Annotated in this window: 11 protein-coding genes; 4 read left to right on the top strand and 7 right to left on the bottom strand. The window is 67.8% G+C overall.

Going from position 1 to position 14,888, the window contains the following annotated elements:
- Positions 1 to 287: 287 nt before the first annotated feature.
- Positions 288 to 1,142, bottom strand: a complete 855-nt coding sequence (locus ACFSL2_RS11460; RefSeq protein ID WP_377197978.1) for an NAD(P)H-binding protein — start codon at positions 1,140 to 1,142, stop codon at positions 288 to 290.
- A gap of 141 nt (positions 1,143 to 1,283) precedes the next feature.
- On the opposite strand from ACFSL2_RS11460, the gene ACFSL2_RS11455 reads away from it, so the two are divergent.
- Entirely contained in the window at positions 1,284 to 1,937 is a 654-nt protein-coding gene (locus tag ACFSL2_RS11455) for a TetR/AcrR family transcriptional regulator (protein ID WP_377200813.1), read from the top strand.
- 4 nt (positions 1,938 to 1,941) lie between these two features.
- On the opposite strand, the gene ACFSL2_RS11450 is transcribed toward ACFSL2_RS11455, so the two are convergent.
- The 4 genes from ACFSL2_RS11450 to ACFSL2_RS11435 all read right to left on the bottom strand — a co-directional run bounded on the left by ACFSL2_RS11450 (position 1,942) and on the right by ACFSL2_RS11435 (position 4,314).
- Positions 1,942 to 2,256 (bottom strand): hypothetical protein, encoded by a 315-nt coding sequence (locus ACFSL2_RS11450; protein ID WP_377197977.1) that lies wholly within the window; start codon positions 2,254 to 2,256, stop codon positions 1,942 to 1,944.
- Positions 2,257 to 2,430: 174 nt separating this feature from the next.
- Entirely contained in the window at positions 2,431 to 3,129 is a 699-nt protein-coding gene (locus ACFSL2_RS11445) for an ArsR/SmtB family transcription factor (protein ID WP_377197976.1), read from the bottom strand.
- A gap of 67 nt (positions 3,130 to 3,196) precedes the next feature.
- A complete protein-coding gene (folE, locus tag ACFSL2_RS11440) occupies positions 3,197 to 3,832 on the bottom strand; it encodes a GTP cyclohydrolase I FolE (RefSeq protein ID WP_465264536.1) in 636 nt (211 codons plus the stop codon).
- Positions 3,829 to 4,314, bottom strand: a complete 486-nt coding sequence (locus ACFSL2_RS11435) for a DoxX family membrane protein (protein WP_377197975.1) — start codon at positions 4,312 to 4,314, stop codon at positions 3,829 to 3,831. The genes folE and ACFSL2_RS11435 overlap by 4 nt, the downstream gene beginning before the upstream one ends.
- Positions 4,315 to 4,406: 92 nt before the next feature.
- On the opposite strand from ACFSL2_RS11435, the gene ACFSL2_RS11430 reads away from it, so the two are divergent.
- Positions 4,407 to 5,075 (top strand): helix-turn-helix transcriptional regulator, encoded by a 669-nt coding sequence (locus ACFSL2_RS11430; RefSeq protein ID WP_377197974.1) that lies wholly within the window; start codon positions 4,407 to 4,409, stop codon positions 5,073 to 5,075.
- Between the two features lie 32 nt (positions 5,076 to 5,107).
- Here the strand turns inward: ACFSL2_RS11430 and ACFSL2_RS11425 are convergent, their stop codons facing one another.
- The gene (locus tag ACFSL2_RS11425) at positions 5,108 to 6,214 is read right to left on the bottom strand and encodes a N(5)-(carboxyethyl)ornithine synthase (protein WP_377200811.1); all 1,107 of its coding nucleotides are present in this window, start codon (positions 6,212 to 6,214) and stop codon (positions 5,108 to 5,110) included.
- Positions 6,215 to 6,489: 275 nt separating this feature from the next.
- Entirely contained in the window at positions 6,490 to 6,924 is a 435-nt protein-coding gene (locus ACFSL2_RS11420) for a LysR family transcriptional regulator (protein ID WP_377197973.1), read from the bottom strand.
- Positions 6,925 to 7,098: 174 nt separating this feature from the next.
- Between ACFSL2_RS11420 and ACFSL2_RS11415 the strand changes: the two genes are divergently transcribed.
- Together ACFSL2_RS11415 and ACFSL2_RS11410 are read left to right on the top strand one after the other, a co-directional pair.
- The gene (locus tag ACFSL2_RS11415; RefSeq protein ID WP_377197972.1) at positions 7,099 to 14,376 is read left to right on the top strand and encodes a polymorphic toxin-type HINT domain-containing protein; all 7,278 of its coding nucleotides are present in this window, start codon (positions 7,099 to 7,101) and stop codon (positions 14,374 to 14,376) included.
- Positions 14,357 to 14,794, top strand: a complete 438-nt coding sequence (locus ACFSL2_RS11410) for a DUF4259 domain-containing protein (protein WP_377197971.1) — start codon at positions 14,357 to 14,359, stop codon at positions 14,792 to 14,794. Before ACFSL2_RS11415 ends, ACFSL2_RS11410 begins: the two co-directional genes overlap by 20 nt.
- Positions 14,795 to 14,888: the final 94 nt, after the last annotated feature.

Below are 14,888 nucleotides of genomic sequence, written 5' to 3'. Positions count from 1 at the left end.
TTGATGGGGTCTCGACAACCACGATCAAACCGGACGCAAGGACCGTTGCGCTATCTGCCCGATCTTGACCCTGACAAGCAACGATGCAGGTCAGGGCGTCACACAGTCATGGGCACTCCCAAGCCGCTGAATAACGCTCTGAAGTACAAGGAGACCTCTCGTGGAGGGTTGGCGGTCAACGTGATCGAATGCTGAGCGCGATGATCGGGATTTCTGACCTGAACCGACTCCGACTCCTCTGAGCGGTCACGATTGACCGAGGCTCACAAGGACAGATCAACGTCGCTTCAGCCGGCGAGCTGCTCTGCCAGCTGGTCGGCGACGCTGCGCGGCTCCCGCCCGAGGAGCCGGGAGAGCGTGGGGTCGGAGTGCGCGAAATGGCCGCTCCGCGTTGCCTGGAACATCGAGAGAGTGAAGCGTGCCACCGCCTCCGGAGCGCCGTTCGCCACCTCGTCAGCGACCCACTTCTCGTCGTCGACAACTACACGATCGACGTGGCGACCGGTGAGGGCGGATGCCGCCGAGGCGAAGTCCGCGAGGGTGACCGGCGAGGGCGGCGTCAGGTCGACGGCACCGTCGACAGGGGAGTCGCCCGCGAGGATCGTCGCGGCTGCCTCCGCGGCGTCCCGCCGATCGACCCAGCCGAACGGACCGTCGGCGGGCTTGGCGATCACTCCCGTCGACTGCCATGGGCCGAGCAGCTGTCCGAGGTCTCCGTAGAAACCGTTCCGCAACGCGGTCCACGCAACGCCTGAAGCGGCGAGGTGTTCCTCGGTGGCCGCGTGGATCGCGAGTGGCGGATAGGGGGTATCGGAGCCCGTCCCGTGGGCGCTGGTGTACAGGATTCGTCGCGCCCCAGCAGCGACCGCGGCATCGATCGCCGTCCGGTGCTGCGCCACGACGTCGGCAGTGGTATCGCTGGACGAGACCAGGAGCACCTGCTCGGCGTCGGCGAACGAGTGGCGCAGTGCCGCGGGCTGGTCGTAGCTCCCCTGGCGCACACGGATTCCCCGGTCGGCCAGGTGCTTCGCGCGTTCTGGGTCGCGGACGCTGACACCGATCCGGGCTGGAGGAACCCGCTTCAGGAGGTGCTCGACCGTGGCCCCGTTGAGGGTGCCTGTCGCTCCGGTCACGATGATCATGGGTGGCGTCCTTTCGTCGAGATGGACCCGGGGCTCGCGTCGGAGGAGAGCGGGCGGGTGACGCGAGGGAGTCCGGCGCGCGAAAGTTGACCCGGGTGGTCAACTTGCGGTCGCGTAGCATCGTGCAGGAAGTTGACCTCGATGGTCAAGTTGTCTCGTCGAGCAAGGGGGAGCGCAGTGGCCACGAGTACCGGATCCTCACCAACACTTCGGTCCGATGCCCGCCGCAATGTCGATCGGATCCGCGTCGCGGCGGTGAAGGTGTTCCGAGAGCAGGGCCTCTCTGCGCCGCTCGAGGAGGTCGCTGCCGCCGCCCACGTGAGCAAGGCGACCATCTTCAACAGGCTCGGAGGAAGAGTCGGGCTGATCGACGCCGTCCTTGACGACGTCGTCGCGGGGGAGTTGAGGAGTGTCATCGAGGATGCACGGTCCGTCGCTGACGTCCAGGAACGAATCCGCTCCTACGTCGGTGCGATCCGGGATCTCCAGTACCGGCTACCGGCAGTCAATGACGTTCTGCTGCAGGAGTTTCCGGACTCCGAGCCGCTCATGGCGCTGTGCCACGTCGGGGGCGCCTTCCACGACGACCTGGTCGCAGAGGGGCATGCCGCCGGAGTCCTGGTGCACGGCTTCACACCGGGCGACTTTCATGCGCTGACCATCGACAACGCCCTGGCTCTCAAGTACGGCGGCCGGCCATCCCGGGCGGACTACGACCGCAGGACCGCGTTCGTGCTCGGCGGTATCTGTCGACCGGTGCAACGCCTGCCTGGCTCCGCCGCGGAGCGGAGCTGAACGGTCAGCCCTCCCCGGCGAACTCCGGTCCGGTGATGACGGCGACCACCGTCGTACCGGGCCGGAACCGGCCCTGTCGGATCTGGTCGAACAGGCCGTACATCATCTTGGCGACGTGCACCCGCTCCAGCCGTAGGCCGTGCTTCGTCTCGAAGTCGTCGATGAACCCGCGCAGGGAGTCGCTGGTCCGGGCGAAACCGCCGAAGTGGTAGCCGGTCTCGATCGACCAGCCGCCCGTCACCCGACCGTGTGCCTCCTGCTGGAGGGAGGCGACGTCGTCGCGCAGGAAGTCGCCACCCTTCAGTGCGGAGAATCCCACCGCGGTGCGAGCGGGTGGGAGGGCGGCAGCGATGCCGGCCAGCGTGCCGCCCGTGCCGCTGGGGTTACTCGCACACCCGTGGCGCTCAGGCGATCGTCGTGCAGCGGGGTCAACGGTGACGGCAGCCGTGGGCCGGGAGGCCTGACGGCGCTCACCTCGAGCCCGCCGGGAGCATCACGCCTCATCCCGCACCAGGGCGCTCGCGAGTACCGGACCCAGCCCCGCTCGCCCGGCGTCGGTCAGCCGCAGGGCGCGGGGGACCGTTCCCGGCTCGAGCCACCCCTTGTCCCGAAACGCCGTCAGCAGGGCATCGGGCACGACGCCGGCGAGGTGGTCACGGCGCTCGGTCCAGTCGAGGCACGGACGGGTCAGGGGCCTGCGTGTCCGGGCCGGCACGTCGATGCCGAGCGAGGCGATCCACGCATGCCCCGGACCGGTCATGCTCCAGCGGTCGTCGACATAGCCCTGTTCGCGCACGCCGTCGCTCAGGGCCACGCCCAGCCTGCCGGCGAGGTGGCGGTAGCAGGTGCGGGCCTCGCGCAGCTGGCGGTCGACCCGCTGGGCCCGTAGCGAAGGTTCTGCCGGACGTGCCCGGCCCGAGAGGGCAGCGAGCGACTCGATGATCTCGGCGACTGCCGGATCCTCGATGCGCACGTACCGGTGGCGGCCCTGGCGTGCCTCGCCGAGCAGACCCGCCTGCACGAGCCGGTGCAGGTGCTCGCTCGCCGACGGGCGCGAGACGTGTGCCGCCTGGGCGAGCTCCGTCGCCGTCCGTGCACGGCCGTCGAGCAGCTCGAGCAGCATCGTTGCCCTGGCCTCGCTCGCCAGGAGCGACGCGATCTCGGCCAGCCGGGGGCTGCTCGCACCGTCCATGAGGCCGACGGTACGCCGCCGACACTTCGGGAAACACCGAACCGTTCCGGCCACAGGCTGCGGGCGGCTACCGGTGCACGCCCGTGAGCGCGAGGAACTCCTGACGGGACGCCGCGTCCGCGCGCAGCGTTCCGAGCAGCGTGGACGTGACCGTCTTCGATCCCGTCGCCCGCACGCCCCGCAGGGTCATGCAGGTGTGCTCGGCCTCGATGACCACGCCGATGCCCGTCGGCTCGAGCTGCTCGCTGAGCCAGTCCGCGATCTGCTTGGTGAGCCTTTCCTGCACCTGGGGGCGGCGGGCGAAGTGTTCGGCGACCCGGGCCAGCTTGGACAGGCCGAGGATGCGCCGGCCCGGCAGGTAGCCGATGTGCGCCACGCCCACGAACGGCAGCAGGTGGTGCTCGCACACCGACTGCACCGGGATGTCGCGGGCCAGGACCAGCTCGTCGTAGCCCTCGTCGTTGGGGAACGTGGTCAGCTGGAACGGGCGTGCGGTCAGCAGCTCGGCGTAGCCGCGGGCCATCCGAGCCGGTGTCTCCCGCATCGCCTCGTCGTCGAGCGTGACCCCGAGCGCCAGCAGGAACTCCTTCGCTGCGCGCTCGGCCGCGCCGAGGTCCGCCCCGGTGCTGTCGCTGACGACGTGCAAGGGGGTCGGTGCGCTCGGACGCGGGACCGCGTCGACGTCCGCGGAGAGCCTGCTCAACGTGCACTCCTCTCGGCCGCGGCGCCGAACCAGGCCGGATCGTAGGTGACGGCCAGCCGGGCGAGCGTGAGCGCGGCGAGGAGCAGTCCGAAGTCGCGCAGCGCGACGTCGTAGAACCCGGAGTGGGTCAGCAGGTTGACGATGATGCCGGCGAGCCAGATGGCGACCACGTAGGCCGCATACCGGGGTTTGATCGCCACTGCGAGGCCCGCGACGATCTCGACCACGCCCACCACGTACATCGCGGTCTGCGCGGAGAACGGCAGCAGGTCGACCGTCCACGGGGCGAGGTACTGCGGCCAGTCGGCAAGGGCGTTCGTGAACTTGTCGATGCCCATCCAGATCGGCAGCACCGTGAATCCCATGCGCAGGAGCAGGAACGCGCCGTAGGCCGGTTCGCTGCTGGCGCGGCGCCAGGCGTCGCCCACGCGGCCGGTGCGCGGAGGGCTGGTGGGCGGGGTGCGTAGGGCTGGAGTGTCCATCATCGGTCTCCTCTATCGCTAGCGAGTATTGTTTTTAGGGCCTGGCGAGGCTACGCCCTTTTGTCAATACTCATTGGTGTTAGATTGTTGAGGTGGCGGACGACGACGAGCGCGACCAGGACCCGATCAGTGGGCTGAGCAGCCTCAACGACCCGGTGCGCCGGCGGCTGTACGAGTACGTGGGTACGCGGGACGAGCCCGTGGCCCGGGACGACGCCGCCACCGCCGTGGGGATCAGCCGGACGCTGGCGGCCTACCACCTCGACAAGCTGGCTGACGTGGGCCTGCTGGCGACGAGCTATGCGCGTGCCGCCGGGCGCGGCGGACCGGGTGCCGGCCGCCCGGCCAAGCGCTACGTCCGCGCGCAGGAAGAGCTGTCCGTCAGTGTGCCGCCGCGTGACTACGGGTTGCTGGCCGGTGTGCTCGCCGAGGCGATGAGCGCCGACGACTCCGGGGCGGTCCGGCAGGCGGTGACGGCGGCGGCGCGTGCGGCAGGGCGCGCGGCGAGCGGTCCGGACCTGTCCGTGGCGCTGCGCGCGTGCGGCTACGAACCCGCGACGACCGCCGACGGCACCGTGGAGCTCCGCAACTGTCCGTTCCACCAGGTCGCTCGCCGGCACACCGAGGTGGTGTGCGGGCTCAACCTGCATCTGGTGCAGGGCCTGCTCGAAGGCAGCGGGCAGTCGCCGGCCCGCGCGGTCCTGGCGCCCCGCCCCGGCCACTGCTGCGTGCGGGTGCTCGGCCCCCACGACCGGCCCTGACCTGGAAGGACCGTGCCCGTTCCGGGGACTACCTAGGCAGCGCGGGTGTGCGGATAGCCGGGTTCCCGGTCCTGGAAGCTCAGGATGCTCGGGTTCTGGACCACGCCGTCGTGGATCTCGATCGCGCGCGAGATGGTGAGGTCCTTCGCCCACGCGGCCGGCCCTTGCAGGACGGTGCGCAGGAACGGCAGGAGCGCCTGGCTGATCTCCCACGTCGCCGAGTTCCACAGGTACGACGGGCTGTGGTCGACGGCGTAGTTGTCCACCCCTTGCCCGACGGTGAACATCGGATCGTCGAACGTGGTGGGCCGCGCCCACTCGAAGCCCATGCCCTGGTCGCACGAGACGTCGATGATCAGGCTGCCCGGGGCGAACAGCCCCAGGTCTTCCGTCCGCAGGTAGGTCAGCGGTGCGGCGACGTCCTGGAGGGTGCAGTTGACGACGATGTCGTGCGACGCGAGGAACTCGGGGAGCAGCACGTCGCCGGCCTGGGTGCGGACCGTGCTGAGGTGGGCCGCCCCCTCGTCGGTGTTGAGCTGCGTGATGTGTGCGGTGTGGATGGGCGAGCCGACCGCCGCGACACCACGCTGCGTGAGGACCTGGATGTCGTGGATCCCGTGGGCCTTGAGCGCGGTCACGGCACCGCGCGCCGTCGCACCGAAGCCGATGACGACCGCGCTGAGCCGTGGCCCGTAGTCACCGGTCGAGCCGACCAGCCGCAGTGCGTGCAGCACGGAGCAGTAGCCAGCGAGCTCGTTGTTCTTGTGGAACACGTGCAGGCTGAAGTCGCCGCGCTGGGTCCAGTGGTTCATCGCTTCGAAGGCGATCAGGGTGAGCCGGCTGTCGATCGCCTGCTGCGTCAGAGCGGCGTCCTGCACGCAGTGCGGCCATCCCCACAGGACGCGGCCCGCGGGAACCGCCGCCACGTCGGCCGCTTGCGGCTTGGGCAGGAGCAGCACCTCGGCGGCCCGGAGCACCTCGGAGCGTTCCGCGACCCGGCCCACGCGCGACTCGACGTAGCCGGGTTCGAGCCGGAAGCCATCGCCGTAGCCGCGCTCGACGATCATTCGAGCGCGCAGGTCCGGGTCGATCTGGTCCAGGTGGCGGGGGTGGATCGGCAGCCGCCGCTCGTTCTCCATCGACGAGCCCGCGAGGAGCCCGAGGGTGAGCAGATCTTCGCCCGGCACGAAGCCGTTCGCCGGCACGGTCGGGACGGCAGGGGAGGGGCTGGTGGCGTCGGGCATCTGGTTCCCATCATCGGGGAACCAGGGTCAGCTCCTGCTGCGACTGTACGCTGATCTGCCGCCAGCAATGACCGAGCGCCAGGTGCTGCGCCCAGGGCTCGGTTCGGTCTGCTTCGTGAACCTGCCTCGAGAACGCGACCTGGCCTGGTCTGGCGTCCCGGTTCCCTTCCTCAAAGCGGACAGGCAGTGGCGTGTAGACGAGGGGCCTTCGCAGCGCGCTCCTGGTCCTTGTTCCTGGCGCTCAGGATGAGCTCTTGGGCCCCCCAGACGTCCATCCGCGTCTGATCGTGGAGGAGCTCGAGCGTGGGTTCGGCCCTGCCGGCGCGCCGGTAGATCATCCTCAGGACGGTGAGAAACGCGCGAGCCCAGAACACGAACTGGGTTCCCCAGGGGGTCAGACGTACGCCAGGGGCGCCGTGATTGCGTTTGAAGAGGATCTGGCCCAGCTCCGTCTCGACGTGCTCGACGTGCCGGGACACGGCGGCCGGGGATCGTCTGAGGACAGCGGCGGCACCCTTGAACGACTTCTCCCTGGCGATGACGATCACGGTCACGATGGGTTCGATCTGCAGCACGACTTCTCCCCCTGCGTCGATCGAGGCCACGACGCCTCGGGCGGATGAAAATGTAGCGGCTTGACCCGTGCTTTTCGTGCGTTTGTCCATCGTTCTGGCGGAATTTCACCCGAGCGATTGCGAGATTCGGAATCGCCCTTGTAGGACAACCTGGACATCGGCTGTGCTCTGCGAGTCCGTCTGGTCTCGATCCTGGAGCTCACCGTGCTCGTAGTTTCGTCCGCGCGTCATGCCTGGCTGCGCCTGCCGGTGGCCGCTTCTGCGGCCGTGGCGCTGGTCGCTACCCTGCTGGTGTCGGCGCCGTCCGCGACCGCCGACACTGACAGCCGGGCCTCCGCCGTCGAGAAGGTGGATCCTGAGACGGGGGCGCCGGTCTCCGAGAACGAGGGCGTATGGGACGCGGTCGCCGGTTGGTTCACCGACGACGCCCCGGATCTTGAGCCCGCTCCCAGTCGTGGAGACCTGCCCGTGGTCCAGGCCGAGTCCTGGGACGTCGAGCCGGCGACTGCCGACGCTGCGGGTGTGGTCGATGCCCCGACGGCGGTGCACGCTACCGGCGCGGTCCTGGACTGGGAGCCGGGCGTGGACGGCGAGATCTCGGAGTTCCAGGTTCATCGGTCGGCGACACCAGGCTTCGAGCCCGGCCCGTCCACGATGGTCGCCCCGGTCGATCGCGACACCACGTCCTTCACTGACACGTCGATCGCACCGGTCGCCTCGACCGGCGACGGGGCCGGTGAGCCGCGTGAGGTCTATTACGAGATCGTCACCAAGGGCCAGGACGGCACGCTGACCTCATCGGACGAGCAAGCCGCAACGGTGCCGACGGCGGGGTTGGTCACCACGGCCGACCAGACCAGCGTGGATGGGGACGCTCCTGGTGTATACGTCCCGGGGCTCCCGCCGCGGCTGGGTGCGGGCGAGGCCACGACGGTCGACGTCGTGGTGGCGAACACCACCGACACCGCCTGGACCGCCGCCGACACCGTGGTCTCCCACGAGTGGACCCTGCCCGGACAGGACCCGGACGGCACAGGCCTGGTCACCGTGCCGTTGCCGGGCGACCTGGCGCCGGGGGAGTCGGTGACACTGCCGGTCCAGGTGACGGCTCCGGACTCGATCGGGACTAACGCCGTCGCGGGGTACCGGCTGGTCTGGGGTGTGAAGGCCACCACCTCCGCCGAGGGCGTCTCCGCGCGTGCCGCAGAGGCCGGAGTCACAGCGGTCGACCTGGTCGACCTCCTGGCACCGGTAGTGCTGGAACTGGTGATCGACGAGCCCACCTCCAACCTGCTGGGTGCCGAGGACTTCTACTCCTACAGCGGGAAGAACACCGGCGCCGGCTCGGCGGTGCTGACGAACCTGGCGCTGGGTAACGCGACGTGGAACTACGCCCCGATCTCCAATCCGGGACGTGGCTTCACCGCGTTCACCAGCTTCTCCTACAACTCGATGGACGCCGCCGACACGGGTATGGGGGTGGGCTGGTCGGCACAGATCGCCGCGCCCCAGCGGTTGGGACTGCCCTTGGCGTACGACAAGATCCTCGCGCCGGACGAGGTATTCCTGTCCGACGGCGACGGAACGGGCCATGCCTTCCTGTGGAACGCCGAGACCGACGAGTACGAATCTCCGCCGGGTGTGAACCTCCAGCTGTCCTACAAGCCCGGGAGCGACTGCCACCTGCTGGGTGATCTGCTCGGTGACCCGGCCGACGACGCGTGGACGCTGCTGCGCCCCGACGGGACCCGGTTCATCTTTGACTGCGAGGGGTACGTCCGTCAGGCGGTCGACCGCAACGGCAATACCCAGACGTTCCACTACATCGAGCGTGGCGGGCTGCTCGGCATCGGCTCCAAGACCCTGCTGGTGAAGGTGACCGACCCGGACGGTCGCGAGGTCCTCACGGTGGACTACTACGAGGCCGGTGACGCGTACGAGTACGTCAACGGTTCCGGTGACGTGGTCACCGGTTCGCGGTTGTCGGACCTGGAGATCATCGATCACCTCAAGTCCGTCACGGACGTCTCCGGCCGCACGGTCAAGATGGTGTACGACCACGACGGCCTGTTGCGCCGCATGGTCGACGGCGTCGGCGCGACCGACGGTCCCGGCGAGTCCATCGCCAAGACGTTCCGGTTCGCCTACGACCATGACACGCTGCTCGGCGAGGCGCGTCTGGTGGGCGTGACCGACCCGCGCGGTGGAGCGACGGAGATCGACTACGCGGTCCCTGGTGAGCCGGACACCGGCTACGGGGAGCGGTGGCAGGTTGAACGCATCACGGACCGGCTCGACCACACCACGCAGTTCGACTACTGGTGGGACGACCGCGAGGATGCCGCCGACCGGGTAGGTGCCCGGGTCACGGACGCCAGCGGGAACGCGGCGGAGTATGTGCACGATCTCAAGGGCCGAGCCCTCGAGGTGACGAACGCGTTGGGCCGGACGACAGCCCTGACGTGGGACCCGAACAACAACGTCTCGCGCCTGACCGAGGCCAACGGAGCCGTCGCGGCGTTCTGCTACGACCCGAAGACCGGATACCCGATCTGGGAACGGGACCCGGTCCAGAACGCCACCCACGGGGTCCCGGCCGTCGAGGACTGCCAGCCCGGGCAGGACTCGGCCACGGCGCCCGAGGGCGCGCAGGTGGTGGAGTACCAGACCTGGGAGGACGGGTATGTCGCCGACGCCTGGCGCACCACCAGCCCGGCGGGCCGGTCGTACGAGTTCGGGATCGACGCGGCGGGGAACCTGCTGTCGGTGACCGACCCCAAGGGTGTCGCTACCGCGACAGAGGGTGACTACACGACGTCGTACACCTACGACTCTCACGGGCAGATGCTCACCCTGACCGACCCGAACGGCAACACCACCCGATACCGGGACTACACGCCGGTGGGCTACCCGGTCACCGAGGAGGACGCCGCCGGCGGAATCGTCACGACCGAGTACGACGAGCGGGGGCAGGTCACGCGGGTCCTGGCGCCAGAGGACGCCGATGGTGACCGTGCCGAGACCACGCAGACCTATGACGCGTTCGGCCGGCCGGTCTCCGGTACCACTCTGAAGGATGCCGCCTCTGGCGAGACGATCTCCACCGGGACGATCGTGTACGACCCGAACGACAACATCATCCGTTCGACGGCGCCGAACGGTGCGGTGAGCACCGCGACGTTCGACGGTGCCGACCAGGTCGTTGCGGCCTCTGCGCCGCGGGACGAGGACGCGGGCTCAGCCGACGGCTTCGGGCCTGAGCGGGTCACGACCTACACGTATGACCCGGTGGGGAACCTGGTCACCACGACCGAGCCGAACGGCACGCTGACCGACGGTGACGCGTCGGACTACGTGACCCGGAACGCGTACGACGACATCTACCAATTGGTCGCGGTCCAGAACGCGCTCGGTAGCCGGATCGAGTACGACTACGACGAGGTCGGCAACGTCATCGAGACCCGCGACCCCAAGACGGTCGCGTCGGCCGATCCGGACGACTTCACCACCCGGGTGGAGTACGACCTGAACTATCGGCCGGTCGCCACGACCGACGCCGCGGGCACTCGCACGACGTCCACGTATGACGCCGATGGGCTGGTGGCCAGCTCGACAGACGCGCTCGGGCACACCAGCTACATGACGTACGACGAGCGTGGTGCGACCGTGGAGACCCGCACCCCCTACACCGGTAGCGGTGAGGCGACGACGTACCGGACCACGCGGTTCGAGTACGACCAGGTCGGCAACCAGACGCGCGTGGTGACCCCGCGGGGTGTGGCGACCAGCAACCCGGACGACTTCGCCGCCCGGACGGCCTACGACGTGCTGAACCGGCCCGTGCGCCAGTACCAGCCCTACGACCCCGCCGACGACCGGTACAACGATCCGGACGTGTATACCGAGACCCGGTACGACGGCGCCGGGAACGTGGTCGCTACGAGCCTGCCCGCCTCGGAGGGCCAGGAGGTACGGCCCACCACGAGGTTCGAGTACTTCGAGACCGGGTGGATCAAGTCCTCGCGCGACCCGCACGGCATCACGACCGCCTACGACTACAACGACCTGGGCCAGCAGACCGCTCGGACGCTGACCAGCGCGTCCGGGGATGCCACCCGGACGATGACCTGGGGTTACCACCCTGACGGCAAGCAGGCCTCGATGGCCGACGACGGCGTCCCGGTCGGTCGGAACGTCACCCTGGTCGACAACTCCGATGCCCCGCACACGACCGCGGTCGGTGACTGGCAGACCGGCTCGGTCGACGGGCAGCAGGGCATCGACCACACCACCCACGCGGCTGTGCCCGAGCCGGACGAGCCCGGTGAGTGCGACCCCGAGACGCAGGTGTGCGAGGACCCGGTCGAGTGTGACCCAGAGACGACCGAGTGTGAAGGTGAAAGCCCGGCCGAACCTGTTGAGGACGAACCAGGGTCGTTCACGTGGCAGGTCGACGTGCCGGCCGACGGCACCTACGACGTGTATGTCACCTTCCCGCAGGTGGCGGACGCCGCCACGGACGCGCAGTACACCCTGATCCACGGCGACCCCAGCGCTGCCGAGGGCTCCCCCGGCGAGGAGATCACCGAACCGGCGGTGGTGATCGACCAGACGCAGTCTGCCGGTACCTGGCAGCAGGCCGGGACCGTCGAGCTGACCAAGGGCGAGGCGACCCGCCTGGAGCTGGGAGTCTCGGCTACCGGGGTAGTGGTCGCTGACGCGGTCAAGATCGTGCGGGACAACTCCGCCGACGAGGATGCGCAGCAGAAGACGTTCACGTACTCCTATGACGCGAACGGCGCGATGACCGGCATCGCCGACGACTCGATCGGCGCGGCCGTGCCGTCGTACGAGATGGCTTACGACCAGCTCGGGCAGATCGCCTCGGTGACCGAGCACCCTACCGGTGGCCCGGTGACGACGACCTACGACTACGACGTCAACGGGCTACCCGTCGAGGTGTCCCACCCCGACCAGGATTCGCGGTACTCCTACGATCTGCGCAACCTGGTCGAGACGGTCACGGTGACCGACGCGGTCGGGCGGAACGCCGGCCAGGCGCTGACCACCACCTACGCCCACGGCACCCGCGGGATGACCGCAACTCAGACCAAGGGCAACGGGAACGTGGTGTCCTACGGGTACAACCCGGACGGGTCGCTGGGCTCGTTGCGTGAGGAGAGCTCCGCCGGGACGCTGGTCGCCTCCCATGAGTACGCGTACGACCGCAACGGCAACCAGGTCACGGACGCGGGCGTCAAGCAGGACGCGGACGACCCGGGCGCGTACCTGAATTCGACCGTCGAGTACTCCTACGACCCGGCCGAGCGGATCGCGGCGAAGGTCAAGTCCGGTCACGCGGCGAGCAGCGAGTCCTACGTCCACGACGCGAACGCGAACGTCGTGGAGCAGGTCCTCGCCGGCGAGAGCACGACCTACGCCTACGACCGTAACCGTATGGAGTCGGCAACCACCGTCGGTGAGACAACGGAGCCGGGCCGGGTGTCGTTCACCTACGACCCGTTCGGCAGGCAGGTTGCTGCGCGCGCGGACGGTGAGGTGATCTCCCGTACCGGCTATGACGGGTTCGACCACGTGGTCCGGTCCGAGCAGCTCGACGCGGACGGGGAGCTGCAGGCCACGACCTACGCGTATGACCCGCTGGACCGCACTACCTCCCAGTCCGCGGGCGGGGTGAGCACGGACTTCACCTACCTGGGACTGTCCGGGACGGTGCTGACGGAGGACGTGGCCGGACAGCTGGCCAAGTCCTACCAGTACTCCCCGTGGGGGAGTCGCCTGTCGCAGGTCACTCATCCTGGCGCCAACAACGGCGGTGATGGTGGGGAAGCTCAGCCGGTTGGGACGGTGTACTACGGGTACAACGCCCGTGGTGACGTGGAGACCCTGACCGATGAGCAGGGTCAGGCGGTCGCGACGTACGGGTATACCGCGTACGGCAAGGCCGACGCTTCGGAGTTCACGGGTCTGGACAAGCCGGGTACGGATCAGGACGGCGACCCGGAGTTCGGGACCAGCACGTTCAACGCGTATCGGTACTCGGGGATGCGTTGGCAGGCGGGGTCGGGCAGCTATGACATGGGGTTCCGTGACTACAGCCCTGGTCTGAACCGGTTCACTACCCGGGACACGTACAACGGTGCCCTGGCTGACCAGAGCCTCGGTTCGGATCCGTACACCGGTAACCGGTACGCGTTCGGTGGCGGCAACCCGATCAGCAATGTCGATCTGGATGGGCATGAGCCGCGTGCTTGGCACGAGGAAGGTGTCGGGTTCAGCGATCTGAACCTTGATACCGAAAATCGTGAGCACGACGGTGCACCGACCGTGCTCGGCAAGAAGGACGGGACCACCCCGCGGCCTGCTGACGGGCCTTCGCAGGCTGAGGTCGCGGACGCTCAGGCAACCCTGGACAAGTCCGTCACCGATGTCGCCCTGGATCTGGGTTGGGATCTGATCAAGGACTTCGTCGGTTACAACGACCTCATGGGGTGCCTCGACTCCGACGTGATGTCCTGCCTCACTCTTGCTGCGGGGATCACTCCGTGGGGTAAGGGCCTGAAGGCGATCAAGGCTCTCTACCGCATTGTTGACGGTGCGATCGACTTCTACCGCCAGCAGAAGGCTGCCCGCAAGGTAATCGAAGCGGCGAGGAGTTCTTGTAATAGCTTCGTGCCAGGCACGCTGGTGCTGCTTGCGGACGGGACCCGGAAGCCGATCGAAGACGTCGAGCTGGGCGACGAAGTCCTGGCGGCGGACGAGGCGACTGGCGAGACAACTGATGGCCGCGCGGTGACGGCCCTGATCCGGGGTGAGGGAGACAAGACTCTTGTCACGATCACCGTGACGGGTGCGGACGGCGGTGAGCAGAGCATCGTCGCCACCGACGAACACCCGTTCTGGCTACCCGACCACGCCGAATGGGTAGACGCGATCGACCTCGTTGCAGGTGACTGGCTCCAGACCAGTGCCGGCACCTGGACCCAGGTGACAGCACTCGACGTCGAGGTTCGACCAGCGGTCGTACACAACCTCACCGTTGCACTGGACCACACGTACTATGTTGCAGCGGGCGAGGACGTCGACCCAATCCTCGTCCACAACGCCAACTGCCCGCGACCGGGAAGCAGGTTCGGCGTTCCCAACGGTGCAGGCGTCTACTCCATTCATATGGGCGACGGGAGCAAATACGTTGGTATGTCGACTTCCAGCATGTTGGAACGGGTAAACAAGGCAACGGTTAGCTCAAAGCATGCGACCACGAGAGCCGGTTACAAGCGAACTGATATCGTAAATGTTACTTGGATCGAACTGAAGAGCCTTCCTAGTGGTGGAGCAGGGCGCACCATTGCCCGAACGGTTGAACAGACAGTAATGGACGGCGTCAAGGGCGGTGGTGCGACCCTGATCAATCCGAAGGATCCGGAAATAGCGCTGAAATATGGCGGCGTTCTGGACTGAAATAGGAGCGTTAAACGTGAGCAGTTGGGGTCCCGGTCCGTTTGACAGTGATGCGGCAGACGATCTCTTGGATTCATTGGAGCCTCTGACTGGAGAGCGTCGATCAGACACGCTGATGGACGTGCTCCGGGAGGAAGTCGCCGGCGGTGAGGCGGCCGATCAGGCGTTGGTTCTGGCCGCCGCCGCGATCATCGCCGCAAACATCGATCCTGCGCTTTGGCCAGAGTGGAACGAAGGTCCTGAGGACCCGCAAATGCTTCTCGACCGAACATCGTTGCGCGGCCTGCGCGAGGCTGCTTTGCAGGCTGTCGAGGCAGTATCAAGTGATTCGTTTATGGACTCATGGCAAGATTTGCCCAGCAGAACCGAGGTTTCGATGACGATTGATAGGCTCCGAGCGGTCTTACAGGTTCCCTAGGCAGGCCTGCGTGGTGGCAGTGTCGATATGTTAATAGGAGTTCGATGTTTGACCAGTTTCGATCCGTGTACGCACAGGATCAAAGCTCGGACGG

This window comes from Promicromonospora aerolata (genome assembly GCF_042682255.1).
Taxonomy (GTDB): domain Bacteria; phylum Actinomycetota; class Actinomycetes; order Actinomycetales; family Cellulomonadaceae; genus Promicromonospora; species Promicromonospora aerolata.
Note: the sequence above shows the minus strand (reverse complement) of the source record. Positions and strands in the feature narration are given on the sequence as shown.